The following is a 17,574-nucleotide window of genomic DNA, read 5'->3' as shown; positions in this document are numbered from 1 at the left end:
GTTTAACGAATCATCGAGACGTTCTGAGATTCAATCTACAAGAGTTATGCTGCCGTTACTGGCAAACTCCCAGCACATTTCCCAAGTGCAATCCGCTGAAGGCTGTAGTTCTTGAATTCGCTGGCAGAAACGGAACGGCTAAAGTACCAACCTTGAATAATGGTGTCTTTTTCATTCGCGACAATGTCATATTGCTCTTGTGTTTCAACGCCCTCGACCACCACCATCAAACCCAATTGGTTCGCGATGCCTGTCAGGCTATAGAACACCTGCTTGCCGCGTTCTGTGTCCAACGCCAACACGAAACTGCGATCGATTTTAATCACATCAACATCAAAGCGGTTCAAATAACTGAGCGAACTATATCCCGTACCAAAGTCGTCAATATTGACCATCGAACCTGCCGAATGAAGACGCTCAATCGACGTTTCAACCATCCATTCTTTTTCGATGAAGGTGTCTTCCGTGATTTCAAAATGAATACAGCGTGGGGTCGCTGAAATCAGGGTAACAATCTCTTCCATCGCTGCACGATTGGTCAGAGTATGGCTAGAAATGTTCACGCAAATCGGCATTTCAAACCCTTCAGCGCGCCATTTCTTACTTTGGTTTAACGCTTGTTTCAGCACCCAGAGATCGATGTCTGTCATTAGATTTGCTTTTTCGAACACCGACAGGAAGGTCGCTGGCGAGGTCACATTCCCCATGCTGTCGCGCAAGCGGATAAGCGCCTCTGCACCCACAACCTGACCTGTCGTGCTGCTCACTTGAGGTTGATATTCCAAGTAAAACTCACGTGTTGCGAAGTCTTCGAGCTGCTTTTGTACGCCTTCAATCTCACGCACTTTGCTGAGCGATTCAGTGACCGGATCAACCGCCAGCACATACGCTTCTTCTTCACGACGGGTAAAGGTCGTATCCAGCGACGGGATGTAGAGGTCGCGGGTTTTGGCGTGTGAATCCAATATGCGGACAAACGGCCAATACACCAAGGTGCTCAAGCCCACCAGCGCGACTTGCAAGATTACCGCACCGTAATCACCCCCTGTCGAAATAAACGCATTCAATATAAGCGGGCTGGTGATAGGTGCCATGACAACAGGAACAGCAACCAAACCGAGCTGTAACACTGCCAATGCCACAAACAAGTTTGCCATTGGCGCGATGAAAAATGGGAGCAACAAACGAAGGTTAAAGATGATGGGCAAACCAAACATCAGAATTTCGTTAATGTTAAACAAACCAAGAGGGATGCTTGCAAGCGCGATAACACGGAACACTTTGTCCCGTGAAAACGCCAAGATCGCAATCGCCAAGCCCAAGGTTGCACCCGAACCGCCAATAAACACAAAAGACGACAAGGTCGACAAATTCATGATGCTTTCTGGCACGCCACCTGACAGGAACAAGGCGCGGTTGACGTCCAAGGTATCAATGAGCGGCTGCACCAAAGGCGTCAGCGCATAGTAGCCATGAATACCTAAGAACCAGAGCAATGAATTCAGGGCTGCGAATATCGCCCCCACACTGAACGGCTCGGCACTTGGGTCAAAATTCTGCATAAGCAGTTCAACATCTACATGCAGATTCGCCAAGGTAAGCGCTTTGGTGACCAGAACAACCACACCCGTGACGATAACGCCCGGTATGATAAGGTTCATGGAATCCTTCACCAGTTTTCCAGCCACTTCATCTTCTACCAATCGCGCCCAACGCATTTTTTTAAGTTTGGATATGAGCGGAACGGTATAAAGCGGCAATGTCAGACCAACAAAGGTCAGCAATATTGATGACGCTTGGGGTTCGTAACCCAGTACTTTCTCAGCCACCGCCACATAAGAGATGCACAGCACCGCTATCGGCGGCCTTGGTAGGCGCCACTGGATCGCGAGCATCATACTGATGGATGCTGAAAACAGGTACGGATAGAGCGCAGTTAAAGAGAGCCGTAACAAATTCAGTTCATTGATAAATCCAGGCATATCTACGCCTAGAAATTCAAGCATGCTAGCAATAAAGCCAAGAATACTCGACACAATCAAACACGGCACGAGCCAAAGCATACCATCACGCATCGCACGTAATGATCGCGTCACTGCATCCAGTTTGTATGGATTGAGCAGCGACAACAGTGGCTTGCTTATTTTCGGTTTCATGACGTTCACTTATAAAGCGCCAGGATCTCTCCCAGCCAAAAAAATTCGCAAAAATATAAAGGCGAACAAAATAAATTTAATATGCGCTTTTGTCTCAAGCGGGGGGTATTGTAGTGCCTCGCATAATGAAAGCAACAGGCAGCATTGTTTCAATCGAGATTTTCTTTCGCTCCCATTTATTCAATGAATGTAATGTGAAATTACATATCTCGAGACTCTCAATTTGAGATTAATATCACGAAATTCGCCTTTTAAACGTGCTACAAACCCAGCTCGATTTTATGCGCTATACCACGTTGAAACCACAGCCTATAAGGGCTAACACAAAGCAAACACAAGGGGGGGATACAAATCTGTCGTTGAGCAAACATTGAACACACACTAAGCAACAACATTCCAAAAACATTATTCCTATATTTATGAATGGAATATTTTTAGTTGTTAACAGATGTTAATTTCACGCAAACGTTTACCTGCACTTTCTCTAATTGAGAGCGTGATGATAAAACGTCCATTATTTATCATGGTAATTAACTAAAAAACACGCGCCGTTTTCTGCTAAATTATAGATCTAATAATTAATTATATAAGTGGTCTTTGATTTGCGTACCTGGGGATTTTTTCTACTTTTATTGAGCGTTTTTCTGTCGACTGACGCCATAAGCAAAACCAAACCCACCTTCGTCGATACCCTAAAACTTCACGGCTATGTGGATTCCTATGGCAACCTCAGACTGCGTAACTCGAACATCAACGAGTTGCCAGAAAACTATATAGTGAAGGGTTTTCTAGACATAGAAGGCAGTGAGATCATTCGCTTACCGAAAACGCTCGCTATCACGGGTCATTTGAACGCTGCGCACTCTAAACTCACCACCCTCCCAAAAATTGACGTTGGTGGGTACATCAACCTCACAGGCTCCAAACTTACCGCGCTTCCCGCTGGGTTAACCGTGAAAGGCGACCTCAGCTTGGTGGACACCCCCATCCGCGCCCTTCCAAGACGGCTCAACGTTGAAGGCAATTTGTTTCTCACCAATACAAAGGTGGAACAGCTCCCGCCCGATCTGAAAGTGGGCGGCAATATCTACATGCGAAACACCAATATTACGACAGTGCCAGAGACCATCCGAGTCGGAGGTCAGCTTTATCGTTAGTCAGCAGGGGTAACGAAAGGTAAGCAACAAAGTGCTGGTTATAAACGACGCGTCACTGAGGGCAGTAACAAGGGTGCTTTCAGCCAAGGGGAATGGAAACAAAACGTGCTGGGGGAGAAGTGTTGGCGCGTTCTAGCTGTGCGAGTTAGGCAGCCTTCTTCGCGTCTTTCAGGTGCCACATTTGAACAGAATGCAGTTTCCTGCGCAGTGATAAACCGTAGCGATACCAAGTACGCCCGCCACGCTTAATGGTTGCTTTGTGTTTTATCGTGACGTGTAGCGTTGGGAGTGACGTAATTTTAAGCTCACATTCCCCCTCTTCCAGTTTCCATTCAGAGATGAACCCAATCCCTTTTTCAGAGACGTCAGTGATCGCAATACTCACGCGCGGCAAGTATTTGTGGGCCCAGTAAAGTTGGCCTTTCACTCTTGGATTGAGTCGGAAACGTTTCCAACGGCGAATGTCAGTCATTTTTACACCTATCTTCATACTGAATCGCCATATTAAGTCAGACGCATAACGCCATGGTGAAACAAAAGTGAGACAGATAGAAATTAAACGGTCGTTTGAAAATAAACACCGTATTCAGACGCGCGTCAGCCCAGCGTCTTTACGGTGTTTACAGAGAAGCAAGCTCATAGAGTTCAAGCGGTAACCCATCAGGGTCATTAAAAAAGGTAAAGCGCGCGCCGGTGTAAGGGTCAACACGAATGGCTTCAACGCTCACACCATGCCCTTCAAGCGCGTGCACCGAAGCATCAATATTCTCGGTCACAAAGGCAAGGTGCCTTAATCCTCTCGCTTCGGGATAAGACGGTCGCTCAGGGCTGTTAGGGAATGAAAATATCTCTAATTGCTTCCCATCCGCTAAGGCGACGTCCAGTTTCCAGGAGTCACGTTCTTCGCGGTAATGTTCCGCCAACACCGAAAAACCCATCACTTCGGTATAGAAGCGTTTTGATTCCTCATAATCACTTACAATCAGCGCCACATGGTGAACACCCGATACGACAGACATGTTTTCTCCTCATTGCGCATAAATTTTTCACCAACTCTTGGTAATTTTCGCCAACTTCATACGGTCTGTCTAGGGAAGAGATCGCGGTCAGCACATTGAATGCACATATTTTCAATGCGTTACCAAGTTGGCACTGTACTTGCCTTTTGTATTTGATAGAGACAAGGAATTGGCATCACCGCCAAGAATGAGGATGACATAATGACTCACTCAAAACGAAAGCAACAAAGTCTATTAGGACTCACCATATTCACGATTGGCGCAGGTATCGGCGCTGCAGGCAGCATCGCGATCGCCATGGGCGTCATCGGCTAACGGCCTTCAGGGCTCGCCCTCCATTCAACGTTAATCAACGCCTTCTTGTGGACACTTCTCCACAGCAAAGCGCATCATCCAATGATTGCCTAACGCATTGCGCTTTGCTCTCTTTTTTCTGTCGTTCAATGCCTTAGATGATTCCCTTCGGTTCTCCCTTTTTCCTTTTTTATTCATGCCGCTACAACATGCGAATAACGCATATCTACGTCGAACCAGTGTACAATTTTTCAACGCAGCGCTAAGGTAATGAATATATACCCAAACAAGCTGCAGAGGCTCGCTGAATCCGGCATCTTCACGTTGTTTGGGTATACGTTAAAAACACGTTTTCATTCAAGGAAGCATGCATGACACAGGCAGATCATCGCCCTCAAGGTTCCCATCTTATCGACTTCAAAAAGAAAATCAGCCTTGAGCGCCCTCTTCCCTATGGACGAGATTTGCAGCGCGCGTTAGAAAGCGATCGCGGTCGAATCATCAACTCCGCACCGATCCGTCGCTTGCAGCAAAAAACGCAGGTTTTCCCCCTTGAGCGAAACTCAGCGGTTCGAAGTCGCCTCACTCACTCGTTGGAAGTTCAACAAGTCGGCCGCTTCATTGTTCAAACCATCTTTGATCGCCTGACAGCACAGCAAAAATCCGCATACGGTTTAGACGGCCTTGAACGCGCGGTGGAATCCTTAGTAGAAATCTCCTGCTTGATGCATGACATGGGTAACCCGCCATTTGGTCATAGCGGCGAAGATGCCATTAACCGTTGGTTTACCCAGAACCTGACGACACTTGCTCCTATGAAAGCGCTGGCTCAAGTATGCTCGGAGGATGAACTCGCCCCCATTCACCATGAACTCTGTCATTTTGATGGCAATGCGCAGGCCATTCGCCTCGTGCAATCGCTTCACCGTTTTAACCTCACCTACAGCCAAGCCGCGTCAGTATTGAAATACACGCGCCCCGCAACCGAATCCGCCGAGCAAGTGCCGAAAGATAAAAACTACCTCACGAAAAAGGTCGGGTATTACGTCACGGAAAAACCGTATGTTGAGGCCATGATGGCAGCGTTGGACATGGCACCGTATTGCCGCCATCCGCTCAGCTACATCATGGAAGCGGCTGATGACATTTCATACTGCCTGGCAGATCTTGAAGACGCGGTTGAAAAACGGATTCTCTCTCTCGAAACCCTCACGAAGCATTTATCCGACACCTTTAAAGAACTCGAACCCGCAAACCGTCCCATCAAAAAAGACAAAACGTTTGAGGCGCTTCTTCAGGAGGTGTTTAAAGATGCGTCACAAGATGAGATCAGCAAAACCCACAAATTCTTCATTAAGCTGCGTGTCGAAATGGTTCACCCTTTGGTGGCGCATGCTTCTAAGCAATTTATCGACAACCTAGAACAGGTGTATCACGGCGATTTCAACCGCGCACTGATTGAAGACAACAGCCAATTCCACGCACTGGCGAAAACCTTTAAACAAGTCGCCCTCAAACATGTGTTTAACGATCCGGAAGTCGAAACCTTGGAGCTTCAAGGGTATAAGATCATTGGCGGGTTACTCACAGAATACCGTCCGTTGCTTGAGCTTTCTCAAGACGCATTCAGCGATATCGTTAATGGCGGAGGCAGCAGAAGCTACCCTGTGGAGAAGCGCTTGTTTAACAAGCTGTCACGCAAACACGTTGGCGCTTATGAAGTGGCATTGAACGAGCGCGATAGCGACAAAGAAAACAAAAGCGGCATTCCAATGAACACCAGCATCGAAAACAGCGCACTTTGGGAGTTCTATTTACGCTGCCGTTTACTGCAGGACTATGTCAGTGGCATGACTGACCAATTTGCGTTCGATGAATACAAATCTCTCGTGGTGAGTAATTAGTGAGCTCAGTAACGAATGGTGCTGAGTAATTATTGGAAATCAAAAAGCGTTAAAAAAGGATTGAGGCGGCGCGACATCACGCGCCGTTAAACTTTGCTTCCGCGTAACCATAGCCTCTCAGGAACACGTCAATGCTACGATCAATGTAGGCACGACGTGTGACTTCATCTTCATCCGCATCAAACCCAAAAAATCCCCAATACACAGGGCGACCGTGCAGCATCAGCAACATTTGCATTGCGGCGGATTCGACATCGTCGCAAAACGGCATGTCCCCTTGCGTAACCAACTTTTGCAAGTAACGGCCAAGTTGAGACACGTTTCGCTTCGGGCCTTGTTCGAGAAAAATCTTGGCAAGCTCAGGATGCGAATCTGATTGTCGCACCGTGTTTTGAAACGTACTTCGGGCTTCTCGTCCCAGTAACATAGATTGAAACAGCCAACCGTATTCACGTAACACCACGTGCGGTGGACGATCATCTTGTTCCAAATCCCAGTCCAATCCCGAGTTTTTACACTTCTCGATGATGCAGGTTTCAAAGAGTTGATCTTTATTGCTGAAATGCGCATACACAGTTTGCTTAGACACATTCGCTTGTTGAGCAATTGCATCCATTGATATGCCATATCCCTGTTGGCAGAAAAGTTCAGAAGCCGCTTTTAAGATCTGCTGACGCTTTTGCTCTTTTCGATCAGTACCCTGCACGCTCATGCGCTATCTCCGTGTAAATCTTGTAACAAATATAGAACGAATCAAACTGGACAGTCTAGTTTGATTCCACTACTTTTTATACATATTGGACTGGACAGTCTAGTCCATATGTTAATCGGACAACGAGAACTTCGCCATGGAAAGACGCTACCCTCTGTTCATTATGTTACTTTCAACCCTGTTCTTGTCAGCGTGTAACTCGCAAGCAGAAAGCAAGGTTGACGCTTTGCCTGATGCCGCACCAACGGTCAATGTCATGACAGTAAACATGGCACCCACCTACGCGGTTGATCGGGAATATGTGGGCACGGTTCAAGCTGGACAGAACGCCAATTTAGGTTTTGAGCTTGGTGGCAAGGTCAATGAACTTCTCGTAGATGTTGGCGACCGAGTAGAAAAAGGCGCAGCATTAATCAGCTTAGACACACAACTGCTCGACACAGAAGCACAGCAGCTAGCGGCGCAATTAGAGCAACTCGACGCGCAACTCGAACTCACTCAAACGAATCTCCAACGCCAACGTCAGCTCAAGAAAAAGGGATTCAGCGCCGACTCAGAAATCGACTCGCTGATCAGTCAACGCGACGCCTTACGGGCGAACGTGCGCCAACTTCAAGCATCACTCTCTTCAACCCAACTTCGCAAAGAAAAATCGACCATCTACGCGCCATATAGCGGCCTGATCAGCGAACGTTTTGTCTCTCATGGCGATGTGGTGAATGTAGGCGCGCCTACCCTTACCTTGCTAGCAGACACGCAAAAAGAAGCGCACATTGGCGTTCCAGTGAAACAGCTCCTCGAACTCAGCCAACGCGAACGTCCGCAGGTTCGCATTGGTGATTCGCTGTATGACGTCACGTTGCTCAACCCTGGCGCGGTCATCGACATGCGTTCACGCACTGTGATGCTGCGCTATCTGCTCTCCGACGAAGCGGACGTCATAAATGGTCAGCTCGCTTACCTTCAATTTGAAACCCAAAACCCCGGCGAAGGATTTTGGGTGCCGTTAACAGGCCTAACAGATGGACTTCGCGGTACGTGGAATGTCTACGCCGCTGTTCCCAACGAAGACGGCGTTTATCAAATCGCACGCCGCTCTGTGCAAGTTCTCCATGCTGACAGCGATAAAGCGTATGTGTCCGGCGCAGTGAAAGACGGCGAAAAAGTCGTGTCTGACGGCATTCATCGCATCGTGTCAGGGCAACGTGTGAAGCTGGCTGCGGAGTAAAAGCACATGGAAAAACTGCTTACAAATACGCGCCTATTGGTGTTGTTCACCGTGCTACTGCTGGTGTCAGGTTTCTCCGCGCTTTCTACCCTTCCTCGCGCGGAAGATCCGGCGTTAATCAACCGATGGGCAACCATTACCACCGCCTACCCCGGCGCGAGTGCTGAACGCGTAGAAGCCCTTGTCAGTGAACAACTCGAAATCTCATTGCGCACCTTGGATGAAATCAAACTGATTGAATCCTCCTCAAAACCCGGTATTTCTGTCGTCACGATTGAGCTTAATGACGAACTCACCGACACAGAAACCGTTTGGTCGAAAGTCAGAGACAAACTCGGGGACGCAGTACCATTGCTACCAGAAGGCGCTTTTGAACCAAACTTCGACAATGACCACTCCAACGCCTTTACCTATATCACCGCCCTTCAGTGGCAAGGGGATTCCCAAGTCGATCCCCTGATCCTCGGTCGCTATGCCAAAGAACTAGCAAAACGCTGGCGAAACCTTGGCAGTACTGAATTTGTTGATACACACGGCGTGCCCGACGAAGAAATTCTGGTGACGCTCGACGTGGCTGCATCCAGCGCATTAGGAAAGTCTGCACTTTCCCTGTCCAATGCGATTTCAGGCGCGGATGCAAAAAATTCTGCGGGGGAATTGCACAGCAAAGACAACCGTTTTCAGCTCGAAGTGGCTGGCGCTCTCGACTCAGTGGATCGCATCAAACAGGTTCCTGTGGCGATTGATAACAGCGGCTTCTTAGTGCGCTTGGAAGACATCGCGACCGTGACACGCGCAGCTGCCTCGCCTTCCGAACAAATTGCGCTGATTGATGGCAAACCGTCGGTACTCATCTCCGCGCGTATGCAAAGTGATATCCGCGTTGATCGCTGGACAGCATCCGCCGATAGAATGCTCGACGCATTCCGCGCAGAACTGCCAGACAACATTGTCTTAACGCCAATCTTTGCGCAAAACCGTTATACAGAATCTCGACTGTCCGATCTGATGGACAGCCTCGCCATGGGTTTCGGCTTGGTGTTGGTCGTGTTGTTTGTCACCTTGGGGATGCGCTCTGCGCTGCTCGTGGCCTTGTCATTGCCCATTGCAGCGGCCTTTACGCTTGGCATGATGAGCTTTACAGGCCTTCCGATTCACCAAATGTCGGTGACGGGTTTGATCGTTTCCCTCGGCATCATGGTGGATAACGCCATTGTGATGGTCGACACCATTCAGCATTACCGCCAGCAAGGCGTGAAACGGCTCGATGCTGCGATGCGCGCCATTCGTCATTTGTGGCTGCCGTTGCTCGGCTCGACGCTAACAACCATCCTCGCGTTCGCCCCGATCTTCTTGATGCCCGGGCCGGCGGGGGAATTTGTCGGTGCCATTGCGATCACCGTGAGTTTCTCTCTGATTGGCTCTTACATGGTTTCCATGTTGTTGGTCTCGGGTTTTGCGGCGCGTTGGTTGCCTTCTGGCGAATCGAGCACGCGTTGGTATCACGCAGGTATCAGCTTACCCGCGTTAAGCAAAGCGTTCCGTACCACGATTTATGGTGCGATTCGCTACCCATTGCTCACCATTCCCCTTGTGTTTGCCGTGCCCTTCACCGGCTTCTGGGCGGCAGGTCAATTAACCGAGCAATTCTTCCCGCCATCAGACAGAGACATGTTCGAGATCCAAGTGTTTCTCGCCCCACAAGCCAGTATCCATGCGTCACTGGAAACCACGCGGGAAATTGAAGCGATCATCTTGCAGAACGACGACATTGAACAAGTCGGCTGGGTTGTTGGTGGGAATTTCCCTTCGTTTTATTACAACCAACAAGCTCGCCAACGTGGCGCACCAAACTTTGCCCAAGCCATGGTGAAAGCCAAGGACTTTGCCGCCGCCAATACGCGCATTCCTCAACTGCAGAAAACGCTGTCAGAAGCTTTTCCCCATGCACAAATATTGGTGAGAAAACTGGAACAAGGCCCACCGTTTAACGCCCCGCTGGAAGTGCGTGTGTTCGGCCCGAATCTTGACATGCTCCGCGCAATTGGCGAAGACATTCGCCTGTTGATGGCTGAAACCCCGGATGTGATTAATACCCGTGAAACCTTGCAGCCGGGTCTACCGAAGATCTCAGTCAACGTGAACGAGGAGGCCAGCCAGTTAACCGGGCTGACATTGCGCGAAATCGCCACGCTATTGAATGCCTCTATGTCGGGCAGCGTGCAGGGCAGCTTGATTGAAGAAACGGAATCCATTCCGGTGCGAGTGCGCGTCAACGACGAAGCGCGAACCAGTTTGGATCAGCTCAACCGGTTGCGCTTACCCATTGCAGGGAGCGAAGGGCAAGTTGATTTACCGATTTCAGCCATTGTCGATTTAACCGTAGAGCCAAGTCGCGGCGCCATTCCACGCCGCAACGGTGAACGTGTGAATGTAATTGAAGGTTACATTACCGCGGGCGTGTTACCTCAAACAGCCTTGAACCATTTCACCGATAAACTAGAAGCGGCGGATCTACAGTTGCCGCCCGGTTATCGCATGGAATTTGGGGGAGAATCCGCCGAGCGAAACGATTCTGTGAATCAGCTTTTGGCGAACTTAACCATCGTCATCACCCTACTGGTGGCAGTCGTCGTGGTCTCTTTCAATTCCTTTAGATTGAGCGGCATCATCTTCATGGTTGGCATGCAAGCAGCTGGTTTAGGTTTGCTCTCTGTTTGGGTTTTCGGTTACCCCTTCGGGTTCACCGTGATCATCGGCTTGCTGGGATTGGTGGGGCTGGCAATCAACGCGTCTATCGTTATTTTGGCTGAACTCAAATCAAGCCCAGAAGCGTTGCAAGGCGATCGTGCAGCCATTGTTGAGGCCGTGAGCAGTTGTGGTCGACACATCACATCAACCACAATCACGACCATAGGGGGTTTCTTACCACTGATTCTGGCTGGCGGTGGATTTTGGCCCCCTTTCGCGATTGCGATTGCTGGCGGTACCTTGTTAACCACCCTGCTTTCTTTCTACTTTGTGCCAGCGGCATTCAAACTGGCCGTTGCGTTTTGGCCTCTGGGGAAGCCCAACGCCATGGAAAGCCAAGAAGCCTGATGCTGCCATACTGATCGTGTTATACGAAAAATCGCGAAGAAAAGCGTTAAGGCAGGTTGCGGACATAAAAAAACAGCCACTAGAGAGTGGCTGTTTTTCTTTATCAATCGGTTCAATTTGTTAAATGTTTGTCGTCAAAATGCAGAAAGTACTGGGCTTGCCATAAAGCCCATCAGCAGCATAATTGGCAATAAAATTTTAATAAAAAAAGGTACCCGCATCATCTTTCCCTTCTTATTCAGTGGGTGGAGGCGTTGACCTTGTCTCTACTACCCGACTAAGACGCGTTCCCTACCTCACAGGTGTTACTCGTCGCTCCAGCGGGATAATTATAGGCACAAATTATTAACAATGCATACAGAATTGCATGCGAAAATAGACACTTTCTATGATTTCAATCCTACTTATTTGAAACTCAGTCAAAAATGTCATGCACGCGAAGTGAATAGTGTCGATATTTTAAGCGGAAAAATGGCGAAACCCACGCACAGTGACTAGATAGCTAGCCATAAATCGACATAATGCCTTTCATACAGGCTCATCGATGTCGTCCGTTAACCCACCCTTCACAGTGAAACTGGCGATGCTTTAGATCAATAGGGATTATAACCAGCGACGAACTCGGGCTTTGTATGCGGGGTAGCTGTCTGGGAAAAGCTCCGTGAGGTAGTCTTCTTCGGGTAAAATTTGAAAGGCGTTCATGTAAAGCACAAAGAAGACGCAGCCAAGAAGCGCATACACGCTGTTCCAGAGCAGTGCCGCCGCCATTAAGATGCAAAGCATCCCGAGATACATGGGATTACGCGTAAAGCGGTACACGCCACCAGATACCAGCGCGGAAGATGCCGTTTTCAACATCGGATTCACCGTCGTTTTCTTACGACGGAACTCAAACACGCCCGCCACCATCACAGCACCACCAATCCCCACCAACACGATGGGCAAAAGCAAAGGCAAATTCGCCAGCGTTGGGCTTGTGGGTAACAGGGTCGAAATGGCTTTCATCATCACTAACGTGATCACGACCAACACCAAAGGGGGGATTTTTAGCTTCAAACTGTCCATATTTTTCCTTACATGTCTCACGTTAGCTTATTGAAACATAACATCATTGTTGACGAAGAAACGCAATCATAGAAAACCATTTTAGACCCGTTCGCGTTTCACACGCATCCCCCTTTTCAACAAACAAAAAAACGGCCGCTTTCGCGGCCGTTTTTCGTTGTTTTGCATCTCTTATTTCGCACGTTTTTGTTCTTAATGCGAAACAAGGATATCAGTGAGTCAAGCCAATACACCGTGACGATGTGCGCTTTCGCGCTGCTGTGCTAACGCCATCAAGCGTTTCACTGAATCTTTAATCATTTTTACAGGTACGGTAGCAAAGTATACCGATGCGAGAATCACCATCATTGGGTCTGCATACACGGCATATTCACCGTTGCCTGTCATCATCAAACCCCAAGCGACCAAGAAGCCAACCAGAACCGCGGCACTGATAACGGTATCCATCAACCATTGGCTTGATTCCGCCTTCAAAATGGTTGAAGCGCCCTTGTTTGAGTGTTTCTTAATGGCGAGGTACGTGGCTAAACAACCCGCAACGTTTACCACACCAAACACGAGTGCAAATCCCGCGTTAACGTCTCGCCCACCCGTAAACATGGCATCCAATGCAGAGGCAAAAGACACCACACACACGATCGCGACAGCGAGACCTTTGATTAATACAACCAGTGATTCGATTACCGCCGCTTTCTGCGCAGAGACCGCCTTACCTGAAGTGTTGTTCTTCGATGCTGGTTTGCTGATGTAAATGGTTGCTGCTAACGCCATTAAAGAGAGTAATAAACTGACTAGCGAGTAAGCACCGTCGAAGACGATCACCATAGATCCAGCCCAAATACCGAGGCCGATTCCGAGTGCTGCAAAGCAAAAACAAGCAAAGGTAGAAAATTTCAGTAAGTTACGTTCTTTCGCATATTCATTCGACATAAATCCCCACAAGGTGACAAGTTTTTTGACTGTAGCGCTATCTTCGAGCGCTTGAAATACACCATAACGCTAACTTTTCCATTCACAGAGTTACTGAGCGACAACTTTTTTGTCGCTAGTGCTTCCATCTTAAATATTTAGAGCTAGAATCATTTAGCGTTTGTCGTGAGCGAAATTGGGAAATTCTTATGAGAAGCAGTCAGATAGAAATGTTTTTGAGTGCCGTCGAAACAGGCTCCATTGCCGGCGCCGCCAGAGCACTCGAAAAAAGCCGAACCACTGTCAGTGCCGCCATTGGCGCACTGGAAGATAATCTGGGGGTGGAGTTGCTTTCACGCTCGGGCAACAGTGTCACCCTGACCGATGCAGGCAGAATGATCCACGATGACTGCGAGCGATTACTGCAAGCGGCCTTCGATATCGAGGCCAAATGCCGACAATTCGAAAACGGCATCGAGTCTGCTCTGCGCATTGGCCGTGATGACGCCTTGCCGGAAGCATTCTGGCGCGCGACGATGCGCGAAATTCGCCAACGCTTTCCCGATTCAAGCGTCTCTTTGTATGTCGCCCCGCCGCCTGAGCTTTATGAAATGGTGGATGAGAACATGGTGGATGTTGCGTTTGGCTTGCTGCCAGAAACCCGCGCCTTTGGCCGCATTTCTTCCAAGAAGCTCGGCCAAGTACGAATGATGTCTGTGGTGCATAAAGATCACCCTCTCGCCGCCCTCAAACGCGTGTCTCGTGCCGATTTGGAATTGCACACCGAGGTAACCCTAGCCTACGTCGATGATGAAGGCTTGAAAGCCCTCGACCCAATTTCACCCCATTACATCGCACTGCCCTTTTATGAGCATTTACGTGATGCGGTATTGGACGGTTCAGGCTGGTCAAACGTGCCGTCTATGTTGCTGCGCAAATATCTACGAAGCGGCACCGTTCAAGTGCTTCGCCATTCCAGTGCGATGCAATGGCAGCCTTATGGCGAAATCACCGCCAGCGATGCCCGTCGCGGCGCGTTAACAGCGTGGCTATCAGACCGACTCGAAGCCTTTTTGATAGAAGAAGCTGAGTAAAGTCTCACCACTTGAGCAAGCCCACCTTGAATTCTGGTTGCTACCATCAATACGGGTGGTAACCTCGCTGACATAACAGCAACATATGAAGGACATTTCATGAGCACATCAAACAGCTTCCCAATTGGCACACCGGGTCAACCTTGGGGCGACGAAGAAAAAGCACAGTGGCTAGCATCAACAAGCATCAAACGCAGCTATAAAGACGATGTTCTCAGCAAAATCGACGCACTTCGCGACCGCTTTGACGTGACGCAATACGGTGCATTGTCCATCGACCCAGAACGATACCCGCAATTTGGTATCCAAAGCCGCAACTTTGACGCAAGCAAACCAACCATGTTGATCACCGGCGGTGTGCACGGTTACGAAACCAGCGGTGTTCATGGCGCATTGAAGTTTTTAGAAAATGAAGCCGATGCCTTTGCCGAGCACTTTAACTTTATTGTTGCGCCGTGTGTCAGCCCTTGGGGCTATGAAACCATCAACCGTTGGAACCCGATTGCAGTCGATCCAAATCGCTCGTTTGTGGAGAACAGCCCATCAGAAGAAGCCGCCAATGTGATGGCATTTGTGAAGGGCTTGGGCGTTAACATTTTCGCGCACATCGATCTTCACGAAACCACTGACACGGACGAATCTGAATTCCGCCCAGCCCTTGCTGCACGTGATGGCAAAGAGTACGAAGAAGACATCGTGCCTGATGGTTTTTACACCGTGGGCGACACGGAAAACCCAAACCCTGATTTCCAAAAGGCCATTATTGATGAAGTGCGCACGGTTACGCACATTGCGCCAGCAGATGCTGACGGCAACATCATCGGTTCTCCGGTTCAGCAAGACGGTGTGATTAACTATCCCCTGGCGTCGCTTGGCCTGTGTAACGGCTTCACGGCCTGCAAGTTCGGCACCACGACCGAAGTGTACCCAGACAGCCCGAAAGTGACTGACGAAGAGTGTAACGACGCGCAAGTCGCAGCCATTCGAGGGGCATTGAAGTATTTGATCGCCGCGAAGTAGAACGTCGCATGATTGCCGCCTCACTGTCGGCGGCAATCATGCTCAATTAAACCCTGCTTCTTTCAAACCTAACGGTTTGGCATTTCATAAACTATGGCTTCCCCGCCAAATATTGATTCGCCACTTCCAACGTCGACTCACTCACCCCTTCCATTTCTATCACACGACGCGCCAACGCCGCGTTCATGGCTGATTCATCGGTATGGCCGACGAGAAATTCAAACAAGAGATCACGAGTGGGCGCCAAAACATCAGCATCTTCAATTCGGTGGCGCAACTTCGCCTGATAGCTTTCAGTTAATGCAACGGACGCCCCCTCTAGCCCTGTTGCAATAGCTCGGACGACGCTTGGGTGCGAGTCATTCAACATTTGCGTCATGAGTTGAGGACGCATAACAGGGTTCTTGCTCAACAGTTTGGCGGCCAATTGACGTTCATCCGAAAAGGTACTCGAAAGATACGGCGTCACCTTTGCATCTAAGGCATTACTTCCTAGGTTGTTGGCGGCCAAAAGTGAAATGTATGCGTCTTTTCTAGACGATAAGGCCTCAGACAAGAATGCCGTCACTTGAGGGGTTAAACGTTCGTTCTGCTTGCCGAGAATACCGATATTCAACATTGCTGTTTGCGCCAGCACCGGATTACCATCCGTCACCATCGATTCCAGGGTTGTTAAAGCGCGAGTGCTGTTTACATCGCCCATTTTCACCATCGACATCATGGCGCGAATGCGGTCCGTTTCTTCGAGACTTTCATCTTCTATCAATGCAGAAAGAATAAACTCGCCTTCCGCTAATCCAGATCGTTCCAACGAAAAAATGATGTTTGAGCGCATACTGTCGGTCACGTCTTCCGCAAACATCAATTCACGCACGAAGCCTAGCCCTTGCTCTGCGGCATACACGCCCAATATTTCAGCGGTGTCCAAGGTTGGATTACGATCAAACACCACCAGCGTCGACATAAAGTCTTCAGGTGTTTGAATAACAACGTCGCTCTCTTGACGGTTGAATGAGACGGCATAACCTGTGTTTGCATTCACGCTATAGTTCGCCAACAACAAAACATCATTCTTAGTCCCAATAGGCGTTACCGTAATGCTCTGCTCAAGCTTGAGCGGCTGATTGTCCATCACCACGTTTTTAGAAACTCGGTTATCCAATTGCACAGGGAAGCCCGATACATCAATGTTGAGCAACCAACTATCGCTTTGAGACAAGGTACTGTAACTCGTTGATGTTGGTTGCTCTCGGATTAGTGAACGAAACACCTTATCGTCCTTCACCGTGTAGGCATACGTGCGCTTTCCATCAGGCAAATCTATCGTGTGCGCTTCTGGGTAATAAGAGAGTTGCTGTAACAATACGGACACGATATTTAATGGATGCTCAGGCTGTAACCCAAGCAAGGAGACATTGTGAAACGCCCCGTTGTTGTATGAGTAGGTAAACCCCATGACCGCGGGTAAATCCGTTTCCGGATTTTCAGACTCAAACTTCGCATTATAAACAGCCCCTTTTAAAGGCATGTCTTCTTGATCCGTGTGCTTTTTATCTTGGTGAAGCACAAATTTAAGCGTGTTAGTGAAGTGCGCCAGTTCTTTGTTCTCACTCGACAAGGTTGATACAATAACCGCCTGATATGCATGCGTTTTACTGTCACCTTTCAATACCGATGCGTCTGTCGTGTCCAATGAATTCTGGCGTTCTTGATTGTTATCGCTTTGGTACTTAGGGGAAACGACAATCACTTCTTTCTTTAAGGGTGCTTCAAGCGCCGCGTCGTTATCACCAAAAACATAAAACTCTAAAAGCAATACTGCAGATAACGGCAGCATTAAAAGTCCAAGCGTCTTTCTCATTATTACCTGTCCCTTTAGATGGGTATTCAATGCCTGCACTCAAACAATACAAAGCA

Annotated in this window: 13 protein-coding genes; 6 read left to right on the top strand and 7 right to left on the bottom strand. The window is 48.8% G+C overall.

Features of this window, described 5'->3' with window-relative positions; genetic code table 11:
* Positions 1-44: 44 nt before the first annotated feature.
* Positions 45-2,156, bottom strand: coding sequence for an EAL domain-containing protein (locus EQP46_RS16890; protein WP_129494755.1), 2,112 nt, complete (start codon positions 2,154-2,156; stop codon positions 45-47).
* Positions 2,157-2,788: 632 nt separating this feature from the next.
* Between EQP46_RS16890 and EQP46_RS16885 the strand changes: the two genes are divergently transcribed.
* On the top strand, positions 2,789-3,313 hold the full coding sequence (locus tag EQP46_RS16885; RefSeq protein ID WP_240671757.1) for a hypothetical protein: 525 nt from the start codon (positions 2,789-2,791) through the stop codon (positions 3,311-3,313).
* A gap of 145 nt (positions 3,314-3,458) precedes the next feature.
* On the opposite strand, the gene EQP46_RS16880 is transcribed toward EQP46_RS16885, so the two are convergent.
* Positions 3,459-3,785 carry a hypothetical protein gene (locus EQP46_RS16880; protein ID WP_129494754.1) on the bottom strand — a complete coding sequence of 109 codons (327 nt, stop codon included), beginning with the start codon at positions 3,783-3,785 and terminating at the stop codon, positions 3,459-3,461.
* A gap of 148 nt (positions 3,786-3,933) precedes the next feature.
* Positions 3,934-4,332 carry an SMU1112c/YaeR family gloxylase I-like metalloprotein gene (gene gloA2, locus EQP46_RS16875; protein ID WP_129494753.1) on the bottom strand — a complete coding sequence of 133 codons (399 nt, stop codon included), beginning with the start codon at positions 4,330-4,332 and terminating at the stop codon, positions 3,934-3,936.
* Between the two features lie 665 nt (positions 4,333-4,997).
* Here gloA2 and dgt point away from each other — a divergent pair.
* Positions 4,998-6,530: a dGTPase gene (gene dgt, locus EQP46_RS16870; protein WP_129494752.1), complete on the top strand. Its 1,533-nt coding sequence runs from the start codon at positions 4,998-5,000 to the stop codon at positions 6,528-6,530.
* Positions 6,531-6,606: 76 nt separating this feature from the next.
* Here dgt and EQP46_RS16865 read toward each other — a convergent pair whose 3' ends face one another.
* Positions 6,607-7,242, bottom strand: coding sequence for a TetR/AcrR family transcriptional regulator (locus tag EQP46_RS16865; RefSeq protein ID WP_129494751.1), 636 nt, complete (start codon positions 7,240-7,242; stop codon positions 6,607-6,609).
* 136 nt (positions 7,243-7,378) lie between these two features.
* Here EQP46_RS16865 and EQP46_RS16860 point away from each other — a divergent pair, with 136 nt between their 5' ends.
* On the top strand, positions 7,379-8,470 hold the full coding sequence (locus tag EQP46_RS16860; protein WP_129494750.1) for an efflux RND transporter periplasmic adaptor subunit: 1,092 nt from the start codon (positions 7,379-7,381) through the stop codon (positions 8,468-8,470).
* A 6-nt stretch (positions 8,471-8,476) separates the two neighbouring features.
* Complete coding sequence (locus EQP46_RS16855) at positions 8,477-11,569, top strand: efflux RND transporter permease subunit (RefSeq protein WP_129494749.1); 3,093 nt, start codon at positions 8,477-8,479, stop codon at positions 11,567-11,569.
* A gap of 603 nt (positions 11,570-12,172) precedes the next feature.
* Here the strand turns inward: EQP46_RS16855 and EQP46_RS16850 are convergent.
* Together EQP46_RS16850 and EQP46_RS16845 are read right to left on the bottom strand one after the other, a co-directional pair.
* Positions 12,173-12,634: a methyltransferase family protein gene (locus EQP46_RS16850; RefSeq protein ID WP_129494748.1), complete on the bottom strand. Its 462-nt coding sequence runs from the start codon at positions 12,632-12,634 to the stop codon at positions 12,173-12,175.
* Between the two features lie 219 nt (positions 12,635-12,853).
* Positions 12,854-13,564, bottom strand: coding sequence for a cation efflux transmembrane domain-containing protein (locus tag EQP46_RS16845; protein WP_129494747.1), 711 nt, complete (start codon positions 13,562-13,564; stop codon positions 12,854-12,856).
* A gap of 188 nt (positions 13,565-13,752) precedes the next feature.
* Between EQP46_RS16845 and EQP46_RS16840 the strand changes: the two genes are divergently transcribed.
* Complete coding sequence (locus EQP46_RS16840; protein WP_129494746.1) at positions 13,753-14,637, top strand: LysR family transcriptional regulator; 885 nt, start codon at positions 13,753-13,755, stop codon at positions 14,635-14,637.
* A 99-nt stretch (positions 14,638-14,736) separates the two neighbouring features.
* Positions 14,737-15,657, top strand: coding sequence for a M14 family metallopeptidase (locus EQP46_RS16835; RefSeq protein ID WP_129494745.1), 921 nt, complete (start codon positions 14,737-14,739; stop codon positions 15,655-15,657).
* Positions 15,658-15,748: 91 nt separating this feature from the next.
* On the opposite strand, the gene EQP46_RS16830 is transcribed toward EQP46_RS16835, so the two are convergent.
* The gene (locus EQP46_RS16830; protein ID WP_129494744.1) at positions 15,749-17,518 is read right to left on the bottom strand and encodes a HEAT repeat domain-containing protein; all 1,770 of its coding nucleotides are present in this window, start codon (positions 17,516-17,518) and stop codon (positions 15,749-15,751) included.
* Positions 17,519-17,574: the final 56 nt, after the last annotated feature.

The organism is Enterovibrio baiacu, from assembly GCF_004120195.1.
Lineage (GTDB): Bacteria > Pseudomonadota > Gammaproteobacteria > Enterobacterales > Vibrionaceae > Enterovibrio > Enterovibrio baiacui.
Note: the sequence above shows the minus strand (reverse complement) of the source record. Positions and strands in the feature narration are given on the sequence as shown.